19 protein-coding genes and 2 tRNA genes are annotated in these 23,463 nt (G+C 42.9%); 1 reads left to right on the plus strand and 20 read right to left on the minus strand.

The window, feature by feature from the left end; all coding sequences use genetic code 11:
* Positions 1-50: 50 nt before the first annotated feature.
* The 8 genes from deoC to pnp all read right to left on the minus strand — a co-directional run bounded on the left by deoC (position 51) and on the right by pnp (position 10,188).
* Complete coding sequence (gene deoC / locus HWQ47_RS20205) at positions 51-824, minus strand: deoxyribose-phosphate aldolase (RefSeq protein WP_269967827.1); 774 nt, start codon at positions 822-824, stop codon at positions 51-53.
* Between the two features lie 453 nt (positions 825-1,277).
* On the minus strand, positions 1,278-2,111 hold the full coding sequence (locus HWQ47_RS20210; protein ID WP_269971807.1) for a nucleoside-specific channel-forming Tsx family protein: 834 nt from the start codon (positions 2,109-2,111) through the stop codon (positions 1,278-1,280).
* 358 nt (positions 2,112-2,469) lie between these two features.
* Positions 2,470-3,729 (minus strand): NupC/NupG family nucleoside CNT transporter, encoded by a 1,260-nt coding sequence (locus tag HWQ47_RS20215; protein ID WP_269967828.1) that lies wholly within the window; start codon positions 3,727-3,729, stop codon positions 2,470-2,472.
* Positions 3,730-3,904: 175 nt separating this feature from the next.
* Positions 3,905-4,705 (minus strand): TatD family hydrolase, encoded by an 801-nt coding sequence (locus tag HWQ47_RS20220; RefSeq protein WP_269967829.1) that lies wholly within the window; start codon positions 4,703-4,705, stop codon positions 3,905-3,907.
* Positions 4,698-4,868 carry a hypothetical protein gene (locus HWQ47_RS20225; RefSeq protein ID WP_269967830.1) on the minus strand — a complete coding sequence of 57 codons (171 nt, stop codon included), beginning with the start codon at positions 4,866-4,868 and terminating at the stop codon, positions 4,698-4,700. Before HWQ47_RS20225 ends, HWQ47_RS20220 begins: the two co-directional genes overlap by 8 nt.
* Before the next feature lie 270 nt (positions 4,869-5,138).
* Positions 5,139-6,719 (minus strand): peptide chain release factor 3, encoded by a 1,581-nt coding sequence (prfC, locus tag HWQ47_RS20230; RefSeq protein WP_269967831.1) that lies wholly within the window; start codon positions 6,717-6,719, stop codon positions 5,139-5,141.
* Positions 6,720-6,983: 264 nt separating this feature from the next.
* On the minus strand, positions 6,984-7,892 hold the full coding sequence (gene nlpI, locus HWQ47_RS20235) for a lipoprotein NlpI (RefSeq protein WP_269967832.1): 909 nt from the start codon (positions 7,890-7,892) through the stop codon (positions 6,984-6,986).
* Between the two features lie 187 nt (positions 7,893-8,079).
* Positions 8,080-10,188 (minus strand): polyribonucleotide nucleotidyltransferase, encoded by a 2,109-nt coding sequence (gene pnp, locus HWQ47_RS20240; protein ID WP_269967833.1) that lies wholly within the window; start codon positions 10,186-10,188, stop codon positions 8,080-8,082.
* Between the two features lie 196 nt (positions 10,189-10,384).
* On the opposite strand from pnp, the gene HWQ47_RS20245 reads away from it, so the two are divergent.
* Positions 10,385-12,418 carry a putative bifunctional diguanylate cyclase/phosphodiesterase gene (locus HWQ47_RS20245; protein ID WP_269967834.1) on the plus strand — a complete coding sequence of 678 codons (2,034 nt, stop codon included), beginning with the start codon at positions 10,385-10,387 and terminating at the stop codon, positions 12,416-12,418.
* 273 nt (positions 12,419-12,691) lie between these two features.
* Here the strand turns inward: HWQ47_RS20245 and rpsO are convergent, their stop codons facing one another.
* The 12 genes from rpsO to folP form a co-directional block, all read right to left on the minus strand.
* Complete coding sequence (gene rpsO, locus HWQ47_RS20250; RefSeq protein WP_012326155.1) at positions 12,692-12,961, minus strand: 30S ribosomal protein S15; 270 nt, start codon at positions 12,959-12,961, stop codon at positions 12,692-12,694.
* A gap of 118 nt (positions 12,962-13,079) precedes the next feature.
* A complete protein-coding gene (gene truB, locus HWQ47_RS20255) occupies positions 13,080-14,033 on the minus strand; it encodes a tRNA pseudouridine(55) synthase TruB (protein WP_269967835.1) in 954 nt (317 codons plus the stop codon).
* On the minus strand, positions 14,033-14,458 hold the full coding sequence (gene rbfA, locus HWQ47_RS20260) for a 30S ribosome-binding factor RbfA (protein WP_269967836.1): 426 nt from the start codon (positions 14,456-14,458) through the stop codon (positions 14,033-14,035). The genes truB and rbfA overlap by 1 nt, the downstream gene beginning before the upstream one ends.
* A gap of 93 nt (positions 14,459-14,551) precedes the next feature.
* Positions 14,552-17,218 carry a translation initiation factor IF-2 gene (gene infB, locus HWQ47_RS20265; RefSeq protein ID WP_269967837.1) on the minus strand — a complete coding sequence of 889 codons (2,667 nt, stop codon included), beginning with the start codon at positions 17,216-17,218 and terminating at the stop codon, positions 14,552-14,554.
* Between the two features lie 26 nt (positions 17,219-17,244).
* Positions 17,245-18,744 carry a transcription termination factor NusA gene (gene nusA / locus HWQ47_RS20270; RefSeq protein ID WP_269967838.1) on the minus strand — a complete coding sequence of 500 codons (1,500 nt, stop codon included), beginning with the start codon at positions 18,742-18,744 and terminating at the stop codon, positions 17,245-17,247.
* A gap of 28 nt (positions 18,745-18,772) precedes the next feature.
* Positions 18,773-19,228: a ribosome maturation factor RimP gene (rimP, locus tag HWQ47_RS20275; RefSeq protein ID WP_269967839.1), complete on the minus strand. Its 456-nt coding sequence runs from the start codon at positions 19,226-19,228 to the stop codon at positions 18,773-18,775.
* Between the two features lie 156 nt (positions 19,229-19,384).
* Positions 19,385-19,461, minus strand: a tRNA-Met gene (locus HWQ47_RS20280).
* 118 nt (positions 19,462-19,579) lie between these two features.
* Positions 19,580-19,666, minus strand: a tRNA-Leu gene (locus HWQ47_RS20285).
* Between the two features lie 110 nt (positions 19,667-19,776).
* Positions 19,777-20,121, minus strand: coding sequence for a preprotein translocase subunit SecG (gene secG / locus HWQ47_RS20290; RefSeq protein ID WP_269967840.1), 345 nt, complete (start codon positions 20,119-20,121; stop codon positions 19,777-19,779).
* 1 nt (position 20,122) lies between these two features.
* Positions 20,123-20,905 carry a triose-phosphate isomerase gene (gene tpiA / locus HWQ47_RS20295; protein ID WP_269967841.1) on the minus strand — a complete coding sequence of 261 codons (783 nt, stop codon included), beginning with the start codon at positions 20,903-20,905 and terminating at the stop codon, positions 20,123-20,125.
* Between the two features lie 206 nt (positions 20,906-21,111).
* Positions 21,112-22,449, minus strand: a complete 1,338-nt coding sequence (gene glmM, locus HWQ47_RS20300) for a phosphoglucosamine mutase (protein WP_269967842.1) — start codon at positions 22,447-22,449, stop codon at positions 21,112-21,114.
* A gap of 139 nt (positions 22,450-22,588) precedes the next feature.
* On the minus strand, positions 22,589-23,431 hold the full coding sequence (gene folP / locus HWQ47_RS20305; protein ID WP_269967843.1) for a dihydropteroate synthase: 843 nt from the start codon (positions 23,429-23,431) through the stop codon (positions 22,589-22,591).
* Between the last annotated feature and the right edge of the window lie 32 nt (positions 23,432-23,463).

A 23,463-nucleotide genomic window follows, 5' to 3' on the forward strand; every position in this document is an offset into this window, starting at 1 on the left:
ACTAAAAAAAAGCCCTGTTTTCAAATGAAAAAGGGCTAATCATAACGTGTCTAGTATCCCTGCTGACCTTTAACTTCTTCACCTAACTCTAAGGTGTGCAGCAAATTAACCAGTAAACTTGAAGCACCAAAACGGAAGGTCGCAGGCGTCGCCCAATCATCACCTAATAGGCGACTAGCAACACCTAAAAACTCAGCCGCTGCAGCAGCGTCTTTTACGCCGCCAGCAGGCTTAAAGCCCACTTTAGGATTCTTTTCACTGATCACTGTCATCATGATTTCAGCCGCTTCAAGTGTCGCATTGACTGGCACTTTACCCGTTGATGTTTTGATGAAATCAGCACCCGCATCGATAGACAACTCAGAGGCCTTACGAATAAGCGCTGGGTCTTGCAATACACCAGACTCAATGATCACCTTCAGGATCGCATCTTCACCACAGGCTTCTTTACACGCCTTAACGAGTTCAAAACCTAGCGTTTCATTGCCTTCCATCAATGAGCGGTATGGGAAAACGACGTCAACTTCATCAGCGCCATAAGCAACTGCAGCACGGGTCTCTAATACTGCGATCGCAATATCATCATTCCCATGGGGGAAGTTGGTTACTGTGGCGATTTTGACATCTTCACAACCCATATCATTTAGGGTTTTACGCGCTATTGGGATAAATCTTGGATAGATACAGATAGCGGCAGTGTTACCCGCTGGGGTCTTAGCTTTATGACAAAGTTCGATCACTTTTTGATCTGTATCGTCATCATTTAACGTCGTAAGATCCATCAGTTCAATGGCTTTTTGTGCTGCTTTTTTTAAATCGCTCATAATATGTCTCCAAAACAAATTCAAATGTGTAAAAATCAAAGTGAAATATAAATAGAAATTGTAATCTAAGTGAGACAGCGTTTCGGCTGGGCATTATTATGATTTTTTGGCCGGGCCTTCGGGCATCGTCACAGAGTTCACTCAGAGTGAACGCTAATAATTCAGGTATTCAATGCTATTACCAAAACGGTATTAGCTATCTGACACTAAGGTCACGACTTGAATCCTTGAAGACCGGGAAGGTGAACGCAAAATATGGGCTTCAACCTTTCCGCGAAAATTCCATTTTAGCGCGTGTATTTTATGCTTTCGGTATTGCTATAGAGTTAGTTAAACCTTTACATAAATAGACTCAGTAAAGAACATATTTATGTAAAAGTTAAGCTGTTTAAAATGTCATTAATAAAAAAGTAGAGCCACGCTAGGCGTGGCTCTAACAGCGATTACAAAGTCTTAGAACTTGTAAGTTGCTGTGAAGTAATGTGCGAAACCAGTTGATTCTAGACCAACACTACCGCCATCATCTTTAACTAGATACACATCTTGGTATGCTTTTAGACCATAACCAAGCGCATAGTTATCTGTATGCCAATGTAGACCGAAGTAAGCCGCACCGCCGCTAGATGTTTTAGGAACAAACGCATCATCAACTGCATCAGCACCAAACTGGTAATCTACATAGCCTTGGAAAGAAACAAAGGTACCGTTGTCGAAATTAATCACTGGCTTGAACCAGTTCATAGAGAACTGGTAACCGTTCCACTCTTTCTCGTTCAGGTCATAGTAACCGTACAGGTTCATACCTGTCTTACCCAACCATGGCACCATTACATCGGCACCTACACCCCAGAATGTAGAGTTAACACCTTCGCCAACACTTCCATCCCAGTTGAATAAAGTCGAGAAGAAAACTTCTTGGATAGGACCAACAGAAAGATCCATACCGGTCATTGCATCGATAGAGAAGCGTGGCGCAAACTTCATGAATATCTTGCTTGCGCCTTTACCTGCGCCTTTGTCACCGTAGTCACGGTTAGTCACGTTGAACACATCAACATAACCATAAAGATCAACGATGCCAGCGCGACCGCCAAATTCCATTTCCATGTAATCATGGCCGCCGTCAGTCGAACCATCACGTGGAAGTTCGTTTACAGCGTACATTGCGTTGAACTGCATCCAGCTGTAATCGCCAGAACGTAGGTCTGTACGATCTGCAGCAAAAGTAGGTGCAGACATAGCTGCTACAGCAGTTGCTGCTAGTGCTAAAGTTTTAACGTTTTTCATCATCAACCCCATTTATTTATGGTTTGCTGTCCTTTTTTATAAAGAGTCAGCGTTTCTTTTTTATGGCGCGCATTTTACTTATTTTGTGCTAAAGCACAACTTTATTAATGTAAAAATGCGAACACTAAGTTTTAACAAACAAATAAACATCTATCTAGTAACTGATTTCGTCATAGAAACTAAAGCAAAATCCATTAATAAATTGTATTCATTCACACATCTCTACCATTCTTTACGAATTTATCTAGTGATGCTATACAACATAAAGCTGAAAAATGGTTAGGTTAACTGAGGCGCTACTCACATGAGCGGCGCCAGAGTTAAAGGAGAGAAAATTCCCCTTTAAGAGCTTCTAAGCTTAAAGCGCTAAGAATAGACCCGCTAGCGTTGCACTCATCAAGTTTGCAAGCGAACCTGCGATAACCGCGCGGATACCAAGCTTAGCTAGATCATGGCGACGTGTAGGAGCCATAGAACCTAGACCACCCAATAGAATCGCAATTGAAGATAGGTTAGCAAAACCACACAATGCAAATGAGATGATAGCTTTCGTTCTATCAGACATAGCTACGCCAGTTTCAGCAACAAGCATACCGCCATCGGCAACATCTTTTAGGTACGGAGCGAAGTTTAGGTAGGCAACGAATTCGTTAACAACTATCTTCTGACCGATGAAAGAACCAGCAACAAGCGCTTCGTTCCAAGGGACACCGATAAGGAATGCGAGTGGCATAAAGATATAACCTAGAATTAATTCTAGTGTTAGGCCTTCCATACCGATAAAGCCACCTAGGCCACCGATAATACCGTTAACCATGGCGATAAGGCCAACAAATGCGAGTAGCATTGCACCAACGTTAAGCGCTAAGTGCATACCTGATGAAGCACCTGCAGCTGCAGCATCAAGCACGTTAGCAGGCTTATCAGGATCTTCAGGAAGATCGCTCATGTCGTTTTTAGCTTCTTCAGTCTCAGGGTGCATCAGTTTAGCCATTAATAGACCACCTGGTGCTGCCATGAATGAAGCGGCAACGAGATATTCGATAGGTACACCCATCTGTGCGTAACCAGCCATTACTGAACCAGCAATAGACGCTAATCCACCTACCATGACGGCAAATAGTTCAGAGTTAGTCATCGTCGGGATAAACGGACGAATCACAAGTGGTGCTTCAGTTTGACCAACGAAGATGTTTGCTGTTGCAGACATTGACTCAGTACGACTTGTGCCTAGTGCTTTTTGAAGTGCGCCACCGATAATACGGATGATCCACTGCATGATGCCAAGGTAGTAAAGTACTGCAATTAGAGAAGAGAAGAATACGATAATTGGTAGAACGTTAATGGCAAAAATAAAACCAACTTTAAAGTTAGCCAAATCGCCAAACAAGAAACCAATACCGCTTTGAGCATAACCAATAACGCTTGATACGGCATCAGATGCGGTCTGAAGTATATCTTTACCAATTGGTACATACAAAACGAAACCACCGAAAGCGGCTTGAATTGCTAGCGCACCGAATACAGTACGCTTATTAATTGCTTTTTTATTATTAGATAGCGCGAACGCTATCGCTAGTAAGGTAACCACCCCTACTAAACTCATTAAAATATCCATTAACCATCACCCTATTGTTAATACTTTTTAATTATGTTGTTAACCAACCTTTTTCGGCTCCGATTATACCCGACCGTAGGGTTAAAATCGTGGTTTCGATCAATTTTTTGAAGTTTAATTTCAGCATCTTAGTGGAAACTTATGGTGCGACCAACACCTGTTTAATCAAATTAAATTAAAGGTCAAAGAGTTGCGTTACATTATTAAACATTCGTTCTGTAACCAGAACACTCGATTTATTTTGCAATTTTGCAATTTCATCAATAATTAACGGTAAAATGTGAGGTGTATTACGTTTTACGAGGGCATTTTTAGGAGACATAGCAGGTGAATCGGTTTCAATTATGATTGAATCTAGAGAAATATTTGTCACGCAAGCTTTGAGCTTTCTCGTGTCATTGTTCAGTATTAAACCGCCGATCCCGAGTTTATAGCCTAATTTAATATACTCGTTTGCAAGTTCAACCGAACCATAAAATCCATGTATAACTCCTCTCTTAGCCAATTTATAGCGTTTTAAAAGTGGCATAATCTCATTATGAGCCTTAACGACATGTAAAATCACTGGCAAATTTAGTGACTCAGCCAGCATCAATTGATGCTCAAGCACCTTTACCTGTACCTCCCAATCACTCTTATGCAACTTATCTAAGCCACACTCTCCGATGGCTATAAATCGAGGATCTTGAACGCTGTCATTAATCCGCTTATCCAGATCAGCAAGCGCATTTGAGGAATGTTCGTCGCAAAACCAAGGGTGGATCCCCAATGCATAAGGGCAGGCATATTGAGCCGCTATTTGGCGTTGTTTATCCCAATGAGCAGGGGACACTCCTGGAATAATAGCGGTTTGAATACCAAGTCGCTTCATCGATTTAAAAATCTCGTCGCGATCTACATCGAACTCAGCAAAGTCCAGATGAGCATGACTGTCGATGATTTTTAACAGGTGAACAGGCTTGGTTACCTCAGGCATCAGATCTACTCTTGGAAGATGGGAGCTTATCTGGGTCATGTTTAATCGACATCAGCTCAGGGTCTTGTAATCTTGGTGCACAGCTACGTCGATTATCAGGCGTCAATCCCATACGGTCACACCAAACTATGTAGCCTCGCCACACCTTTACAATCCAATTCATACTGCTTCCTAGGATATATAAAACTAACCAGACTCAATAATAACGCTATTAAGACTATATACCCAAACTAAGCTACCCCAGAATCGAGGATAGGCACTTCAGACCCAAGGGCCGACATTACTCAGGCATATCCATATCTCTATGCGGGCTGGAGGAAAAGGCGAATAAATGTCTGAAACCTTATTTATAAAGAAAATGGGGCCATGTGCAAAAAAGCCCCAAACTTTCGTTCGAGGCTTAATCAAATTGGTCACGTTCAACCGTTAAATGTTAATTTTCACGCGTCTTAGCAAATTGAATGTCGGGGTAACGTTCCATCGACAGATTCAAATTCACCATAGTTGGAGCGATGTAAGTCAAGTTATCACCACCATCCAGTGCCAAGTTATTACTGCACTTACGGCGGAAATCTTCAAGCTTACGCTCATCATCACAATAGACCCAACGCGCTGTTGCTACGTTGATCCCTTCATAGATAGCTTCAACTTTATACTCGCTCTTCAAGCGGCCAACAACCACTTCAAACTGCAAGACACCTACAGCACCAACGATCAGATCATTAGAGTCTATCGGTCTGAATACCTGAACAGCGCCCTCTTCGGAAAGCTGTACTAGTCCTTTAAGGAGTTGTTTCTGTTTTAATGGATCTTTTAAACGAATGCGGCGGAACATCTCAGGTGCAAAGTTTGGAATACCGGTAAAACGAAACTTCTCACCTTGAGTAAAAGTATCACCAATACGCATAGTGCCGTGATTATGTAAGCCAATAATATCACCTGGGTAGGCAAGTTCAGCACGATTACGATCGCCAGCCATAAAGGTCAACGCATCACTCACGTTTACATCCTTACCAAGGCGTACGTGGTGCATCTTCATACCCTGCTCATAACGACCCGAGCAAACACGCATAAACGCGACTCTGTCTCTGTGTTTTGGATCCATGTTAGCTTGGATTTTAAACACAAAACCACTGAACTTTTCATCTTCAGGAAGAATATCTCTTACTTCTGTCGCACGAGGCTGTGGCTTAGGAGCCCATTCGATAATACCATCAAGAATATGATCAACACCAAAGTTACCTAAAGCAGTACCAAAAAACACAGGAGTCAATTCACCGGCCAGAAACATCTCAAGATCAAACTTGTTAGAGGCACCAAGAACAAGTTCGAGTTCTTCACGAACCTCAGCAGCATATGCACCGATAGCTTCGTCTAGCTCGGGATTATTCAACCCTTTAATGATTCTAGAGTTTTGAATAGTGTGACCTTGGCCACTCTGATAAAGGATCACTTCATCACGCAACAGGTGATATACACCTTTAAACTCTTTACCTGAACTGATGGGCCAAGTGATCGGAGCACAAGCGATGTTAAGCACCTCTTCAACTTCATCCATCAGCTCTACCGGATCACGAATATCACGATCCAGCTTGTTCATAAAAGTCACAATAGGCGTATCACGCAGACGAGTAACTTCCATTAATTTAATGGTACGTTGCTCAACACCCTTGGCTGAATCGATCACCATTAAACAGGAATCAACCGCGGTAAGCGTACGGTAAGTATCTTCAGAGAAGTCTTCGTGACCCGGAGTATCGAGTAGATTCACCAAAGCGCCGCCGTAAGGAAATTGCATCACAGAGGTCGTGATCGAAATACCACGCTCTTTTTCCATCTCCATCCAATCAGACTTCGCATGCTGTCCAGACTTTTTGCCTTTTACTGTGCCCGCCTTTTGTAATGCGTTGCCGAATAAAAGTACCTTCTCGGTAATGGTGGTCTTACCCGCATCGGGGTGAGAGATAATGGCGAAAGTACGACGCTTGTCGACCTCAACTTTATAGCCTGACATGTTAACCTGCAGATTCATGGTGTGCGGAAAGGCGGCAATTATAGCGTCAAGATTGCTAAATGGCTACCTAAGACAAAGAGATTAGTCATAAGCTAGAAACCGTGTCCAGAAAGGTCAAAAATTAATAGCGTCAATACCGCTAATTGGCTACCTAAGACAAAGAGATTCACCATAAGCTAGAGACCATGCCCAGAAAGGTCAGAGATTAATAATCACCATGCCGACATTCTTAAGCCTGCATGGTGAAAAACAATTACAGGGTAATTAATGTGCTGTATTATTGGCTTCCAATACTGACATAACAGCATTCATCTTTGCCAACTCAACTCTGGCATATCTATGTTCAACGAAGTCATAAATATTAGTGGCTAGCGCAAGCCTAAAATAGTTTGCAGCATCAATATTCTGCCCTTGTTGCTGTGCAATTTTAGCGATATAAAAATATGCCTCACATAAGCGCTCTGCATATTCATTGGGATGGGAAAGCCCCTCTTTTGCAGCAGTAAAAACCTCATCTCTACTCTTATTGCCTAAGTAATAGTCAACCAATGTACTAGACCAAGCATCAGCTGAAAGGCTTAATCTATTGCTCGCTAGGTTGTGTTTAGCTTTTTCAACATCTGCAGCACTTTCAATAATGTAAAGCCAAAGCGCTCGATAACCATCCTGTGGATTCAATGAGTAAAATGACTCCATATCTACGATGGCAAGATCGTTGCGGTTGCCATAGTAGAGTGCTATACCACGATTTAAGAAGGCGTAATCATATTCTGGAGATAACTCAAGCACAGCATCAAATGCCTCATAGGCACTTTCAAACTCACCTTCTTGTGTAAAGTAGATGCCGATAAAGTTATAAGCATCAGCGATGTTTGGTTGTATCTTTAATGCTTGATGAAAGTCAATACGACTGAGTATACGCAGCCCAACACTGTCATAGATAACACCTCGGTCATAATGGAACCTCGCTCTTTGTACGTCCGTTAACTCTGCCGACGACAAGATTTGATTTAATTTAGCCAATTTGATTTCAAGCTTATAATCAGGCATTACGGGCTCAACCATGACCTTACCTTGTTCGCTGCTTTCCGACTGAGTAGATACACACCCTGTAAGGAAAATACTCACGCCTGTCAATATCACGACAGCAGCAGTCCGCACTTTTTGAATCATCCATTTAACCCTTTGAATTCACCTATAGCTGTAATCATAGCAATCTGCTATCCCAACGGCTATTAAGGATTTATTTATTTCATCGATACTAGCACTTCTTGTTCGATACCCATCGATATTATTCAAAAAATTCAACCAATAAAAAAGGAGACCCTAAGGTCTCCTTTCATTGTTAGCGCGTTAACGCTTATTCAGCAGCTGGTGCAGCTTCAGCTTTAGGCGCAGCTTCTTTCATCGAAAGACGTACACGGCCTTGACGATCAACTTCCATCACCTTAACTTTAACTTCTTGACCTACTTGTAGGTAATCAGAAACGTTAGCAACACGCTCTTCAGCAATCTGAGAGATGTGAACTAGACCGTCTTTACCTGGAAGAATCGTGATGAATGCACCGAAATCAACGATACGAACCACTTTACCGTTATAAATAGTGCCCACTTCAACTTCAGCAGTAATCTCTTCGATACGACGAATAGCTTCTTGCGTAGCTTCATTGTTTGAAGAGGCAATTTTCACAGTACCATCATCATCAAGTTCGATAGTTGTACCCGTTTCTTCGGTAAGAGCACGAATAGTCGCGCCACCTTTACCAATAACGTCACGGATCTTCTCTGGGTTGATCTTGATAGTAGTGATACGTGGAGCATGCTCAGAGATATCGCCACGATGTGAACCAATAGCTTGATCCATAACGTTAAGGATATGAACTCGTGCACCGTAAGCTTGCTTTAGTGCGATCTGCATGATCTCTTGAGTGATACCTTCAATCTTGATATCCATCTGCAGTGCAGTAATACCATCACGAGTACCGGCAACTTTAAAGTCCATGTCACCAAGATGATCTTCATCACCTAGAATGTCAGAAAGAACAACGAAATCATCGCCTTCTTTAACTAGACCCATTGCAATACCAGCAACCGAAGTTTTGATTGGTACACCAGCATCCATAAGTGCTAATGAAGTACCACAAACTGATGCCATTGAGCTTGAACCGTTAGATTCTGTGATTTCAGATACAACACGAATGCTGTATGGGAAATCTTCAGCAGAAGGCATAACCGCATTCATACCGCGCCAAGCTAGCTTACCATGACCAATTTCACGACGCTTAGGCGAACCGACCATGCCAGTTTCACCCACTGAGTATGGAGGGAAGTTATAGTGAAGCATAAAGCGATTAGTGTATTCGCCCATGATGCTGTCAACTTTCTGTGCATCACGCTCAGTACCAAGCGTACAAGTAACAAGCGCCTGAGTTTCACCACGAGTAAACAGTGCACTACCGTGAGTACGAGGGAGCACACCAGCCATGACGTTAAGTGCACGAACCATATCAGGCTCACGACCATCGATACGTGGGCTACCAGCAATAATACGACCACGTACGACTTTCTTCTCTAAGCTACCAAGTAACTTATCGACTTCACGTAGATCAATATCTGCATTCTCTGCAACAAGCTGTGCAACGGCAACACTTTTAAGTGCTGTAACGGCATCACGACGTTCATGCTTATCAGCTATCTGGTATGCAGCTGCATATTCAGCTTCTGCAAGAGTTTTAATTTTTGCAACTAAAACGGCATCGGCAACAGGTGCAGTCCAATCCCATTTAGTTTTACCAGCTTCAGCTGTAAATTCATTAATAGCATCAATAACGATTTGTTGTTGAGCATGACCATAAGCAACACCACCCAACATCACTTCTTCAGGTAATGAGGCAGCTTCAGACTCAACCATTAATACAGCACCCTGCGTACCCGCAACAACGAGGTCTAGGTCACTGTCCACAAGCTGGCTAACTTCAGGGTTTAGTATGTACTCGCCATTAATGTAACCAACGCGCGCAACACCTAGTGGTCCTTTGAATGGGAGTTCTGAAATGCAAAGTGCAGCAGAAGTACCAATCATTGAGATGATATCTGGATTAATTTGAGGATCAACTGAAACGACAGTGATGATAACCTGAACTTCATTTTTGAAACCGTTCGGGAAAAGAGGACGGATTGGACGGTCAATTAGACGTGCAATCAAAGTTTCATTTTCTGAAGGACGGCCTTCACGTTTGAAGAAACCACCAGGGATTTTACCCGCTGCGTATGTTTTTTCCTGATAGTTAACAGTTAAAGGAAAAAAGTCACGGCCCACGTCTTCTGCTTTCTTTCCAACGACAGTGACTAATACTGTTGTATCACCCATACTTGCTAAAACGGCTGCATTTGCCTGACGTGCAATAACCCCTGTTTCCAAGGTGACTGTATGTTGACCATATTCAAAACTTTTTACGATTGGATTCACGTGAACCATTCCTTAAATTTAATAACCTTAATTTCGCGCATAAGTATACTTCATCTCTATTCAAGAGATAAAGAGCACAGAGTGATGACAAAGGCGAAAGTTTTCTCTAAAGTGAGTACTTTCAAGAATATTTTGTTATGGAACAGGGCTAAAAGAGTTTTTTTGAGTATCAACGCCCTAATAAAAGGATTGGCAAATGTCTGCCAGCTTTAAATCACTTACTTGGAAACAGACTAACTTAGTGGTGTTTTCTGCACTTTTTTTTGCGATTGCAATTTTTATCGTGGAAATAGCCCTTGTTGGCGTATCCGCCAGAGATCAACTTAAAGCTTCTCAAAAAGAGCTATTAGACTCAGTAGAACAACCTGCTGCGAACGCAGTGTGGGCACTCGATGATAACTTAGCTCAACAGACCATTGAAGGCGTACTTAAGATTCAACATGTAAGCTCAGCCGTCATTGAACTTGACGATGGCTCTTTATTTGTCTCGGTATCCAGTCCCAATGCGGATGCTAATATTTTTAAGAAACTGAGCCATCACCTTTTCGGCGATCTCAAAGAGATCTCCCGTTCACTGTTAAGACCTTTCTATTTTGAAGGCACTGAAAAAAAACACTTTATTGGTACCCTGACTATATTTTATGATACGCAGGGGCTCACTGATTCATTGTTTGCCCAATTAAAGTTCAGCCTTATTGCTACGTTAGCCCGTGCCCTGCTAATCACGCTGGTGCTATCCATTGTATTCCATCGATTCCTGACCCGCCCTATCGCCCAAATCAGTGAAGCCATTGATAAAATTAATCCTGAATCACCGGATGAAAACCTTCTACCGATAGATCAATCGCATATTGACGATGAGTTAGGCTTAGTCACCTCGAAATTTAATCAAATTTTGATTCAATTCAGCCAAACACAAAGTAAATTAAGAAAAATGGCAACTCGAGATCCTTTAACTGGACTGCCTAATCGCACCTTGTTGCTTGAGACCATTGCAGTTACCATTCAGCGCGCCCGGGTTCACAAAAACCAATTTAGCATGGTGTTTATCGATCTCGACCGCTTTAAAAACGTCAATGATTCGTTGGGACATGCCCTAGGGGATAAGTTTCTTGCACGGATAGCCCGGGTATTAGAGCGAGTCGTCAGTAACAAGGGAACCGTAGCCAGACTCGGTGGTGATGAATTTGTTATTCTAGCCGATGAGATCCAAACTCCGGAGCAGGCGGCTGACTTTGTTGATAACCTACTGCTTCAACTTAACACTCCCATGCAGCTCAACGAACATACAATACATCCTGCCGCCTCTGTCGGAATATCTATCTATCCAGATGATGGCGTCACCGCAGAGGAGCTTATTCGTCATGCCGATATCGCAATGTACAGTGCCAAAGCTGCAGGCTCGAATCAATGGGCCTTTTTCAAGCAACAGATGACAGAGCGAGCCGCTGTCCGATTAAGAACTGAAGCATCACTTCATGATGCGCTTAAACATGATGAATTCCTGCTGCATTTTCAACCTAAGTTTGATATTAAAACGGGTAAAATACTCGCCTGTGAAGCCTTGATTCGATGGAAGAAAGACGGCCGTTTAATCAGTCCGCTCTCTTTTATTCCTGTGGCTGAGGAAACAGGGATCATCATACCCATCGGTCGTTGGGTCATCGAAGAGGCCTGTAAAACCTTGAGGGAATGGAAAGTAAAATATAATTTCGTTCTGCCCATTGCTGTCAATGTGGCCTCACAACAGTTCGCCGATGCCAGCTTAATCCCCGATATCAAGCAGCTCGCGTTAAGATACCAAATCGATCCTAAATTTTTAGAGATAGAGATTACAGAAACCTCATTGATGAATGATATAGAGTTGGCTATCACTAAACTACAGCAGCTAAAATCAGCAGGGTTTGGTATTGCCGTTGATGATTTTGGCACAGGTTATTCATCACTTTCCTATTTGCGACACCTGCCTATCACAACGATGAAAATTGATCGTTGTTTCGTCACTGACCTTCCAAATGAAAGCGCCATAGCGTCGACTATATTGATGTTAGGAAAACAGTTAAATCTTAGCGTTGTAGCTGAAGGAATTGAAAATAAAGAACAACTTGATTGGCTAAATAACAATGAGTGCCTAATCGGGCAAGGTTTCTATTTCAGTAAACCGTTACCTATAGATGAGTTTATTGAAAAGTATATAAGACCCAACACAGCAAGTGTCAGCAATATTTAAATGACATCTTTGTATTGATTGAATTACTTCAGAGCATCTTACTCTACTTCCCGTGGCAACTCTCAGCCCTTCTTATAGAGTAATAATACTCAGGCCTTCGGGTACTGATGTTAATCGCTTCAACATCGACTCACTTTCTTACAGGAACAAAGTAGATTTACATAAATGTTCCAGACACAAATCCCCTCAATCGCTATCCATGCGATCAGGGATAAAAACATCCATGTACAAAAAAGGAGGCCTAAGCCTCCTTGAATCTAAATCTTGTCGATATTAACGACGTAGACCTAGCTTCTTGATTAGTTCCTGGTAACGTACGTTTTCAGTACGCTTTAGGTATGCAAGAAGTTTACGACGGGTATTAACCATACGTAATAGACCACGACGTGAGTGGTGATCGTGCTTATGCTCTTTAAAGTGACCTTGCAGATGGTTAATCTGTGCAGTTAAAAGAGCTACCTGAACTTCAGTAGAACCAGTATCGTTTTCACAACGACCGAATTCAGCTAGGATAGATGCAGTTTGTTCAGCATTTAGTGACATGTTGTCTCTCCAAATAATACATTAATAAATCTTTAGCCAATCACTAACTCAGCTAAAGCGAGCGCGGATTTTACCTATTTTAGGCAAGATACGCAACCAATAACTTTATCCTGCACAATTAAACGATCTCTTCGTCTTCACGAATCACAATTAAGCGCTTAGGTGCTAACATGCCATCATCATTCATGCTGCCTATGCCGACAAACTGACGCTCATCACCTATTGTAATGCGCACAATTTCATCCGCTTCTAAGCCAGAAGCTTGAACTGGATTGCCGTTCATTAAGTAGGGAGCCAGCGACTCTGGTAAGTTTATCTCTTTAAATTGACTGACAGCTGTGTCCATAGGCAATAGTAAAGGATCTAACACTGATTTAGGCTCAACACCGTCTGCTTCTGCTTGAGTCACCATCTCATTGAGCTGAGCTAAACTCACCATACGTTCGTAGGGATAGCCTGCAACCTGAGTTCTTCTCAACATGATCACGTGAGCGCCACAACCTAACATTTCACCAAGATCATCAGTGATTGTGCGTATGTAAGTCCCTTTAGAGCAATGAATATCTAACGTAAGCTCATCACCTTCCAAACTAATAAAATTTAGCTCAAAGACATTGATCGGCCGTGCTTTACGAGGAACCTCAATGCCTTCACGGGCATATTTATACAGAGGCTGACCTTCATGTTTAAGCGCAGAATACATCGATGGCACTTGCATAGTTTCACCACGAAAATGCTCCAACGACTCCATCAGAAGCTCCTGGGTAAAGTTAATTGGACGCGTTTGCACCACTTCACCATCAGAATCACTAGTGTCGGTTCTTTCACCCAGTTTAGCTGTCACGGTATAACGCTTGTCCGCGTCTAGCAGGTGTTGTGAAAACTTGGTTGCTTCTCCTAGACAAATAGGCAGCATCCCTGTCGCTAATGGATCTAGCGCGCCCGTATGTCCAGCCTTATTGGCATTGAAAATACGCTTGACTCTTTGCAACGCAAAGTTCGAACTCATGCCGGTATCTTTATCTAGGAGTATAATTCCATCAATAAAACGACCACGAGGACGACGAGCCATTACTCTTCACCTTCCGGCTTATCCGCAGCATCACTTTGCTCAACGTTGCCATGTTTCTTTTGCTTAGCTTCGTCATCATGAATAATACGCGTCACTAAGTTAGACATACGCATACCTTCGACAAGCGAAGCATCGTATACAAACCTAAGTTCAGGCATAACACGTAACTTCATGCGTCCAGCCACTAACGAACGAACATAACCAGAAGCCGTTGTTAATGCTGCTAATTTCTCTTCTACGACCTTGTTATCTTCTTCAAAGAAGGTAACAAAAACTTTGGCGTAACTTAAATCACGTGACACTTCAACGTCATTCACCGTTACCATGCCAATACGAGGATCCTTTATATCACGCTGTAACACTTGAGCCAGCTCTTGCTGTAACTGCTGTGCAATACGACGTGTCCGACTAAATTCTCTTGCCATAATAATTTGCCACTCGGTTAAATAAATAGCGATTTATTAACGCTACTTAAACGAAAAAAGGGCGGCTACTGCCGCCCCCTTAGCTACAATCTCTTAGAGAGAACGTGCTATTTCAACAGTTTCAAAGACTTCAATCTGATCGCCAACTCTGACGTCATTGTAGTTCTTAACACCGATACCACATTCCATGCCATTACGAACATCGCTAACGTCATCTTTAAAGCGACGAAGTGATTCTAGTTCGCCTTCGTAGATCACTATGTTGTCACGTAGTACACGGATTGGTGCGCTACGCTTGATAGTACCTTCAGTTACCATACAACCAGCGATTGCGCCAATCTTAGGAGACTTAAAGACATCACGAACTTCAGCCAGACCAATGATCTCTTGTCTAAACTCAGGTGCAAGTAGACCACTCATCGCATCTCTAACTTCATCGATCAATTGATAGATAATGCTGTAGTAACGTAGATCGACACTTTCGCTATCGATAACTTTTCGCGCTTGTGCATCGGCACGAACGTTAAAGCCAATCATGATTGCATTTGAAGCTGCAGCCAAAGTTGCGTCAGTTTCAGTTAATCCACCCACGCCACGTGCGATGATATTAACTTTCACTTCGTCAGTTGAAAGACCATTTAACGAATCACTAATAGCTTCCAGTGAACCTTGAACGTCAGCCTTAAGCACGATGTTCAACTCTTCAACTTCGCCTTCTGTCATGTTAGCAAACATGTTTTCAAGCTTTGACTTCTGCTGGCGAGCCAGTTTGATATCGCGGAACTTACCTTGACGGTATAGTGCAACTTCACGTGCTTTACGCTCATCACGTACAACCGTTGCTTCATCACCCGCCGAAGGTACACCTGAAAGACCTAAGATCTCAACAGGAATAGATGGACCCGCTTCTGTGATAGAGTTACCGTTTTCATCGCGCATAGCACGGACTTTACCGTACTCAAGGCCACAAAGAACGATATCACCTTGCTTAAGTGTACCTTCCTGAACCAATACAGTTGCAACTGGACCACGGCCCTTATCCAACTTAGATTCAACAACGACACCAGAAGCCATGCCTTCTTTGATTGCTTTAAGTTCAAGTACTTCAGCTTCCAGAAGAATACCTTCCAGTAACTCATCGATACCTTGACCACTCTTAGCTGAAACGTGAACAAACATGTTGTTTCCGCCCCAATCTTCAGACATCACACCGTGTTGTGAAAGTTCACTCTTCACACGCTCTGGATCTGCTTCTGGCTTATCCATCTTGTTCACTGCAACAATTAGAGGCACTTTAGCCGCTTTTGCGTGCTGGATAGCTTCAATAGTCTGCGGCATAACGCCATCATCAGCAGCGACAACCAAGATGACGATATCGGTAGCTTTAGCACCACGAGCACGCATAGCGGTAAACGCCGCGTGACCTGGAGTATCCAGGAAGGTGATCATGCCATTATCAGTCTCAACGTGGTATGCACCAATGTGCTGGGTAATACCACCCGCTTCACCTGATGCAACTTTAGCACGACGGATATAATCAAGCAGCGAAGTCTTACCATGGTCGACGTGACCCATAATAGTAACAACTGGTGCACGTGATACCGCTTCGATGTTACCATCACGATCAGCAAGCACCTGATGTTCAAGCTCGTTTTCACGAGTCAATATCACTTTATGGCCCATCTCTTCAGCAACCATTTGAGCAGTTTCCTGATCAAGTACCTGGTTAATGGTAACCATAGAGCCCATCTTCATCATCTGCTTGATGATTTCAGTGGCTTTAATTGACATTTTTGATGCCAATTCAGAAACAGAGACCGTCTCACCAATGCTCACGTCTGTCTTAACGACTGCGACAGGCTTTGTGAACGCGTGATCCATAGATTCTGGCGCTACACTGCGATTATTACGAGCGTTACGGCCGCCATTGCGGCTATCTCTACGAGAGTCTTTACCACCTCTACGCTTGCCTTTTCCTGTATTAGCAGGTGCACTTGCAGGTGTTGGAGTCGGTGCCTTACGAGGACGACGATCACGCTTTTCAGCGTTAGCATCAGCTGTATCTTCTGCAGCACGAGCTTCTGTTGACGTCGTGATATGATGATCAACCGTTTTCTCTGACTCTTTACGCTGCTTCTCTTCTTCAGCCCAACGTGCCGAGTTTTCTTCAGCAAGTATACGAGCCGCTTCAGTTGCCGCTTTAGCATCAATATCAGCCTTAACTTTAGCAACATCATCTTTAGCGGCTTGAAGTTTATCTGCTTCATCTTGAGCAGCTTTCTCTTCAGCAGTCGGTGCAATTTTCACTTTCGCAGCAGCATTAGTTTTTGCTTTTTCTTTCGCCTCAACATCCGCTTTATTCTTAGCTTCTGCTTTGGCTTTAGCCTCAGCTTTATCTACAACCTCTGCTGCAGCTTTGGCTTCCGCCACTACTTTAGCGGCAGCGGCGGCTTCAGCTTCTGCTGCTGGATCACGTTTAACAAACGTACGAGTCTTACGAACTTCGACTTTAACATCTTTAGAGTCGCTACCAGAGCCCACACTTAATGTCGACACTGATTTACGTTGTAGCGTCATCTTAGTTGGCGCTACATCTCCACCGTGCTTTTTCTTTAAAAATTCAAGTAATTGTTGCTTTTCTGACTCAGATACGGAGTCAGTCTTACTCTTCTTAATACCGGCTTCGGAAAACTGCTCAACCAAACGGTCTGCGCTTTTCCCCACTTCTGTGGCCAGTGTTGCTACTGTTGTTTCTGCCATCTGTATAATCCCCTCTGTCGCTCGACTTATGCTTCTTCGCCAAACCAACAGATATTGCGGGCTGCCATGATGAGCTCACCAGCCTTTTCTTCTGTCAATTCTTCAATGTCGATCAAGTCATCAATGCCTTGTTCGGCTAAATCTTCTAATGTAATAACGCCTTTACTTGCAAATACAAATGCAAGGTGTCTCTCTAGACCTTCGAGTGCAAGTAGGTCTTCACTTGGTGAAACACCATCTAATGCTTCTTCCGAAGCAAGTGCACGAGTAGAGATTGCCGCTTTAGCGCGCTCTCTCAAGGCTTCAACGATCTCTTCGTCAAAACCATCGATATCTATTAGCTCAGATGCTGGTACGTAGGCCACTTCCTCTAGCGAAGTAAAACCTTCATCAGCAAGAACTTGAGCAAAATCTTCATCAACACCTAATGCCGAAACAAATAAGTTAACGACTTTAGCGCTTTCTGCTTGATGTTTGGCTTGCATATCAGCCACAGTCATCACGTTCAATACCCAACCTGTAAGCTGAGTTGCTAGACGAACGTTTTGTCCGTTACGGCCAATAGCCTGAGCTAAACTGTCTGCTTCAACAGCAATATCCATAGAGTGGTTATCTTCATCGACTATGATGGAGGCAACATCAGCAGGGGACATAGCATTGATAACATACTGAGCTGGATTATCATCCCAAAGCACGATATCAACACGTTCGCCATTTAACTCATTAGATACGGCTTGTACACGTGCGCCACGCATACCAACGCAAGCACCGATAGGATCGATACGCTTGTCGTTAGACTTAACAGCAATCTTGGCACGTGAACCAGGATCACGAGCAGCGCCCATGATCTCAATCATTTCATCAGCTATTTCCGGTACTTCAACACGGAAAAGCTCAATAAGCATATCAGGCTTTGTACGTGATAAGAACAACTGTGCACCGCGTGCTTCTGGACGAACAGCAAAAAGTAGTGCGCGAATACGATCGCCAGGGCGGAAGCTTTCACGTGAGATCAAATCTTCTTTGAATAATACAGCATCTGCATTGTTACCAAGATCGACCACAACACTTTCACGATTACTCTTCTTAACAACGCCGGTGATTAGCTCACCTTCTTTGTCTTTAAATTGATCGACAATTTGAGCGCGTTCAGCTTCACGTACTTTCTGTACAATCACTTGTTTAGCTGTTTGAGTCGTAATACGGTCAAACACAACTGACTCTATATCGTCTTCGATATAGTCACCAACTTGAATTTCAGGATCTTCATATTGGGCCGCTTCTAGTGTAATTTCACTAAAAGGATTCTCCAAAGGTTCTCCCTTGTCGTCAACAACCATCCAACGACGATATGTGTCATATCCGCCAGTTTTACGGTCTATCTCTACACGAACTTCAATATCGCCTTCATACTTTTTCTTGGTAGCTGTTGCTAAAGCAATTTCCAACGCTTCGAAAATTTTCTCGCGAGGAACGCCTTTCTCATTTGAAACCGCCTCAGCGACTAGCAAAATCTCTTTATTCATCCTCTTGCCTCGTTGATTCTTGAATCCATCAAAACTTAGCGATTAGATTGCCTTTACGGATATTATCCAAAGCAATAATCAGTTCGTTACCATCAACCGTTAATGTGAGCATCTGCCCCTCAACAGCAGTGACGGTCCCCTTTAAATTACGACTACCCGCTACAGGCATAGTCAGTTGAACTTTTACTGTCTCATCGATGTAAGCTGTATATTGCACGGCACTAAATAACGGCCTATCTACACCGGGAGAAGAAACTTCTAATGTGTATTCGGTTGAGATAGGATCTTCAACATCTAGCACAGCACTTACCTGACGGCTGACCTCGGCACAATCTTCAATGAAGATGCCTTTCTCATTATCAATATAAACGCGTAAGATTGAGTGTTTACCCGCTTGGATATACTCTAATCCCCAAAGTGTGTGGCCTAGTGCCTCAACTGGAGATTTAAGTATCTCTTCCAGTTTCTTTTCTATCGTTGCCAAGGTGACCCCCCGAAAAACAAAAAAGGGCTAAATAGCCCCAGACAACACCGAATTAACGGCATTTAATAAGTTCCAGATAACAAAAAACCCCGTAATAACGAGGTCGTTGATTTTAGAACCTGTAAACAATCATAGGCATTGCTATGATTGAGAAGCTGGTTGCGGGGACCGGATTTGAACCGATGACCTTCGGGTTATGAGCCCGACGAGCTACCAAACTGCTCCACCCCGCGTCAACTGCTGCAAGTATATTGACAAATCAAACTACTTGCAATAATAAAGCGAATAACATTCGATTTATTATCTTTTTAATTTACCTACAATTTAAATAATTGAAGGTAAACTCTAAACTGGTGCGGATGGGGGGACTTGAACCCCCACGAGCTTGCGCTCACCAGCCCCTCAAGCTGGCGTGTCTACCAATTCCACCACATCCGCAAAATCTATATTGACTGTTTACTTGCTTGCTATTCTTAAGAGGTGAATAACAAATTAACAGTCGGTATTAATCGAACCCGATTAATACTTTTCATAAGTAAACTTATGATTTAGTCAGGAATTTTATCTTCTGACTTTTCAGTCTCTACCGCACTATCAGTAACTTGTTCAGTTACCTGCGTTGCACCAGGACTCAAATCTTTCCATGCATCTGCAGATGCAGCATGATTTGCACTTAAGTTACCAATAATTAGACTTAGTGCAAAAAAACCAATTGCTAAAATCGCAGTTGAACGAGTCAAAAAGTTACCAGCACCAGATGAACCGAACAGAGTTGCTGATGCACCGGCGCCAAATGAGGCTCCCATGTCAGCACCTTTACCTTGTTGGATTAAAATCAGGCCTACAAGACCAATTGAAACCAACAGATATACAACCATCAATACTTCGTACATATTATGCGCTCATTGCTATGGAACATAAACTTAAAAACTCGGTAGAGTTTAAGCTCACACCGCCAATCAATCCACCATCGACATCAGGTTGAGCAAATAAATCTGCTGCATTACTCGGTGTTACGCTACCACCGTACAAAATCCTGATATTCTCTCCAATAAAGGGAGACACTTCAGAGAGACGTTTGCGAATAAACGCATGAACTTCTTGAGCCTGCTCTGGCGTAGCACTTTTACCGGTCCCTACTGCCCATAAAGGCTCGTAGGCGATAATTGCGTTATCAAAAGCCATGGTGCCATTTTTCTCAATGACAATGTCTAACTCTTCTGCGATGACTTCAAAAGTTCGTCTCGCTTCTCTAGCTGGACCTGACTCACCAACACACAAGATTGGAGTCAAACCATGTTTCTGAGCTGCTGCAAATTTATCTGCAACAATATCACTCGTCTCTCCGTACATACGGCGACGTTCGGAGTGTCCGATAATAACATATCGGCATCCTGAATCTTTTAACATCTGCCCTGACACTTCACCAGTATAAGCACCAAAATCATGTTGACTAAGGTTTTGAGCGCCCATTCTGACTAGACAACCGTTTAAGGCTTCCTTGTTAGCATCTAACTGCTGACGTACACTCTCTAGATAAATACTTGGCGGACACAAAACCACTTCCGCTGAATCGTTTTGAAGCTTAGTAGCGAACTTAGTGAATAGCTCTTGTGCAAGTTGTGCACTGCCATTCATTTTCCAGTTACCAGCGACCATTGGACGTCTGAGTGCCATCTGTGTCTCCTCTGAAAGCGGTGAGGATAATAGCGAACCACTTAGAAACTTACAATAGCTAAAGTGGTAATAATTCAGATTAAATGTCGGAACGCTGCTTTTTCAGTCTTGTTAAACTATTTATTAAGCAAATCATACAAAAAAACAGCACCCAAACAAATGTCAGCCGATAAAAGCCTCTGACTCCTCCTCACAACACACTCGCCTCACACTAAGTTTCTCACTGCATCAGCAATATAGTTTGCATGTTTAAGCACATCAGCTTCAACATCACCTTCTACCATGACCCGGATTAAAGGCTCGGTGCCAGACTTTCTCAATAATACGCGACCACGTTCTCCAAGCTGTGATTCAACCATTTTCTGTGCTTCAAGTACTTCTTCAGAAGTCAGCGGGTTATGTTCACCTTCAAAGCGGACGTTAATCAATACTTGCGGCAGCATTGTAATATTGGCAGTCAGCTCTTCAAGTGTTGCATTTTGACGACACATAGCAGCTAACACCAAAATACCCGCGACAATACCATCACCTGTGGTGCCATGATCTAAATTCAGGATATGACCCGAGTTTTCACCGCCAATACGCCAGCCTTTCTCTTTTAGCATGGTCATGACATAACGGTCACCGACATTAGAACGGTCAAAGGGGATATCTAACGCCTGTAGCGCAAGATGCAAACCTAAATTTGACATTAATGTGCCAACAACACCGCCACAAAGAACACCGCGAGATTGTGCATCACAAGCCAAAATATAGAGAATCTCATCACCATCAATCACCTTACCATGACGATTGACCATCATGATGCGATCACCATCACCGTCTAAAGCAATACCAAGATCAGCCTTTTCTGAGAGGACTGTTTCACAAATTTTAGCCATCGAAGTGGCACCGACCTCATGATTAATATTCAATCCGTCAGGTTTATCACCAATAGTAATAACATCTGCACCTAGCTCGCGAAAAACATTGGGCGCAATATGGTAGGTTGCGCCATGGGCACAATCGACAACTATTTTTAATCCGCGTAAGGTGTACTCTGCAGGAAAGTTACCTTTACAGTATTCAATATAACGACCAGGGGCATCATCAATGCGTGATACTTTGCCTAATAGATGTGATTCAACACAAATAAGGGGTTTTTCAAGTTCACGTTCGATTTCAAGCTCTATCTCATCATCAAGCTTACTGCCATCGGTCGAGAAAAACTTGATACCGTTATCGTAATAAGGGTTATGAGATGCACTGATAACGACCCCTGCTTCGGCCCTGAAAGTTCTTGTCAAATATGCAACAGCTGGTGTCGGCATCGGACCCACTAACATCACATTAAGTCCAGCAGCAGATAAACCCGCTTCCATCGCAGACTCAAATAGATAACCAGATATACGGGTATCTTTACCTATAATTACTTTCTGAGTGCCAGTTCGAGACAATACTCTCCCCGCAGCCCAACCAAGTTTTAATGCCAGTTCAGGTGTCATTTTTCCCGCGCCGACTTTACCTCGAATACCATCAGTTCCAAAAAATTTTTTCATAGTCATAACCCCAATTTTATTCCTTTAATAAACAGAGAAATAAAAGATAAAAAACGCCATCAGTCTACTGTTCCAAACCTAACCTAAGCTGAACAGGAGCAAATGCTATTATTTTGTTTCTAAGAATATAGGTGTAAAACTGACGCTAAACATTGTCATAATTAGCCGTCGCCTTCATCACCTTTAATACATCTAAGGTCTGAGGAACATCATGCACTCTAAAGATATGTCCCCCGCCTTGTGCCGCCAGTAATACACCAGCCAAACTCCCCGCAAGACGTTCAGAAACATCACGATGCAGTAGATTCCCCATCATACTCTTACGAGATAAGCCGATTAAAAGAGGTAAGCCTAGCACCTTAAACTCACTCAAACGGTTAAGTAATTCATAGTTATGAGATAACGTCTTACCAAAACCAAAACCTGGATCTAAAATAATGTTTTCACGCTTAATACCAGCGTCCAAACATGCCTGAATTCGCATCTCAAAAAAGGCCCTGATATCTGCAACCACATCCATGTATTCAGGCGAAGCTTGCATAGTTCTAGGTTGCCCTTGCATATGCATAAGACACACAGGAACCTGTAACTTTGCCGTTATATCTAAAGCTCCACACTCTTGCAGCGCACGCACATCATTAATCAGATCTGCCCCAGCATTAACAGCAGCCTCCATCACCGCCGCTTTACTGGTATCAATCGATATCCATACTTCATGATGATGCTTAGCCACATATTCGATCAGAGGAATAACCCGACTAAGCTCCTCCTCTAGCGTGACCTCTACCGCCCCGGGTCTTGTGGATTCACCACCAATATCGATACATTTAGCACCTTGAGCAACCATCATATCGACATGGTTACATGCTAGTGTAAAGCTGGAAAACTGGCCGCCATCGGAAAATGAATCAGGTGTGACATTAAGGATCCCCATCACGATAGGACTTCCAAGATCTAAACATTTATTACCACTTTTAAGTTTAAACACCAAGACTCCAGAATAAAGGGACTTAAACAAGA

The organism is Shewanella sp. MTB7 (assembly GCF_027571385.1).
Lineage (GTDB): Bacteria > Pseudomonadota > Gammaproteobacteria > Enterobacterales > Shewanellaceae > Shewanella.

Bases quoted from the DNA above. Each gene is read 5' to 3' on its own strand.
- deoC (WP_269967827.1), bottom strand. From the start codon at position 824: ATGAGCGATTTAAAAAAAGCAGCACAAAAAGCCATTGAACTGATGGAT.
- HWQ47_RS20210 (WP_269971807.1), bottom strand. From the start codon at position 2,111: ATGAAAAACGTTAAAACTTTAGCACTAGCAGCAACTGCTGTAGCAGCT.
- HWQ47_RS20215 (WP_269967828.1), bottom strand. From the start codon at position 3,729: ATGGATATTTTAATGAGTTTAGTAGGGGTGGTTACCTTACTAGCGATA.
- HWQ47_RS20220 (WP_269967829.1), bottom strand. From the start codon at position 4,705: ATGCCTGAGGTAACCAAGCCTGTTCACCTGTTAAAAATCATCGACAGT.
- HWQ47_RS20225 (WP_269967830.1), bottom strand. From the start codon at position 4,868: ATGAATTGGATTGTAAAGGTGTGGCGAGGCTACATAGTTTGGTGTGAC.
- prfC (WP_269967831.1), bottom strand. From the start codon at position 6,719: ATGTCAGGCTATAAAGTTGAGGTCGACAAGCGTCGTACTTTCGCCATT.
- nlpI (WP_269967832.1), bottom strand. From the start codon at position 7,892: ATGATTCAAAAAGTGCGGACTGCTGCTGTCGTGATATTGACAGGCGTG.
- HWQ47_RS20245 (WP_269967834.1), top strand. From the start codon at position 10,385: ATGTCTGCCAGCTTTAAATCACTTACTTGGAAACAGACTAACTTAGTG.
- rpsO (WP_012326155.1), bottom strand. From the start codon at position 12,961: ATGTCACTAAATGCTGAACAAACTGCATCTATCCTAGCTGAATTCGGT.
- truB (WP_269967835.1), bottom strand. From the start codon at position 14,033: ATGGCTCGTCGTCCTCGTGGTCGTTTTATTGATGGAATTATACTCCTA.
- rbfA (WP_269967836.1), bottom strand. From the start codon at position 14,458: ATGGCAAGAGAATTTAGTCGGACACGTCGTATTGCACAGCAGTTACAG.
- infB (WP_269967837.1), bottom strand. From the start codon at position 17,218: ATGGCAGAAACAACAGTAGCAACACTGGCCACAGAAGTGGGGAAAAGC.
- nusA (WP_269967838.1), bottom strand. From the start codon at position 18,744: ATGAATAAAGAGATTTTGCTAGTCGCTGAGGCGGTTTCAAATGAGAAA.
- secG (WP_269967840.1), bottom strand. From the start codon at position 20,121: ATGTACGAAGTATTGATGGTTGTATATCTGTTGGTTTCAATTGGTCTT.
- tpiA (WP_269967841.1), bottom strand. From the start codon at position 20,905: ATGGCACTCAGACGTCCAATGGTCGCTGGTAACTGGAAAATGAATGGC.
- glmM (WP_269967842.1), bottom strand. From the start codon at position 22,449: ATGACTATGAAAAAATTTTTTGGAACTGATGGTATTCGAGGTAAAGTC.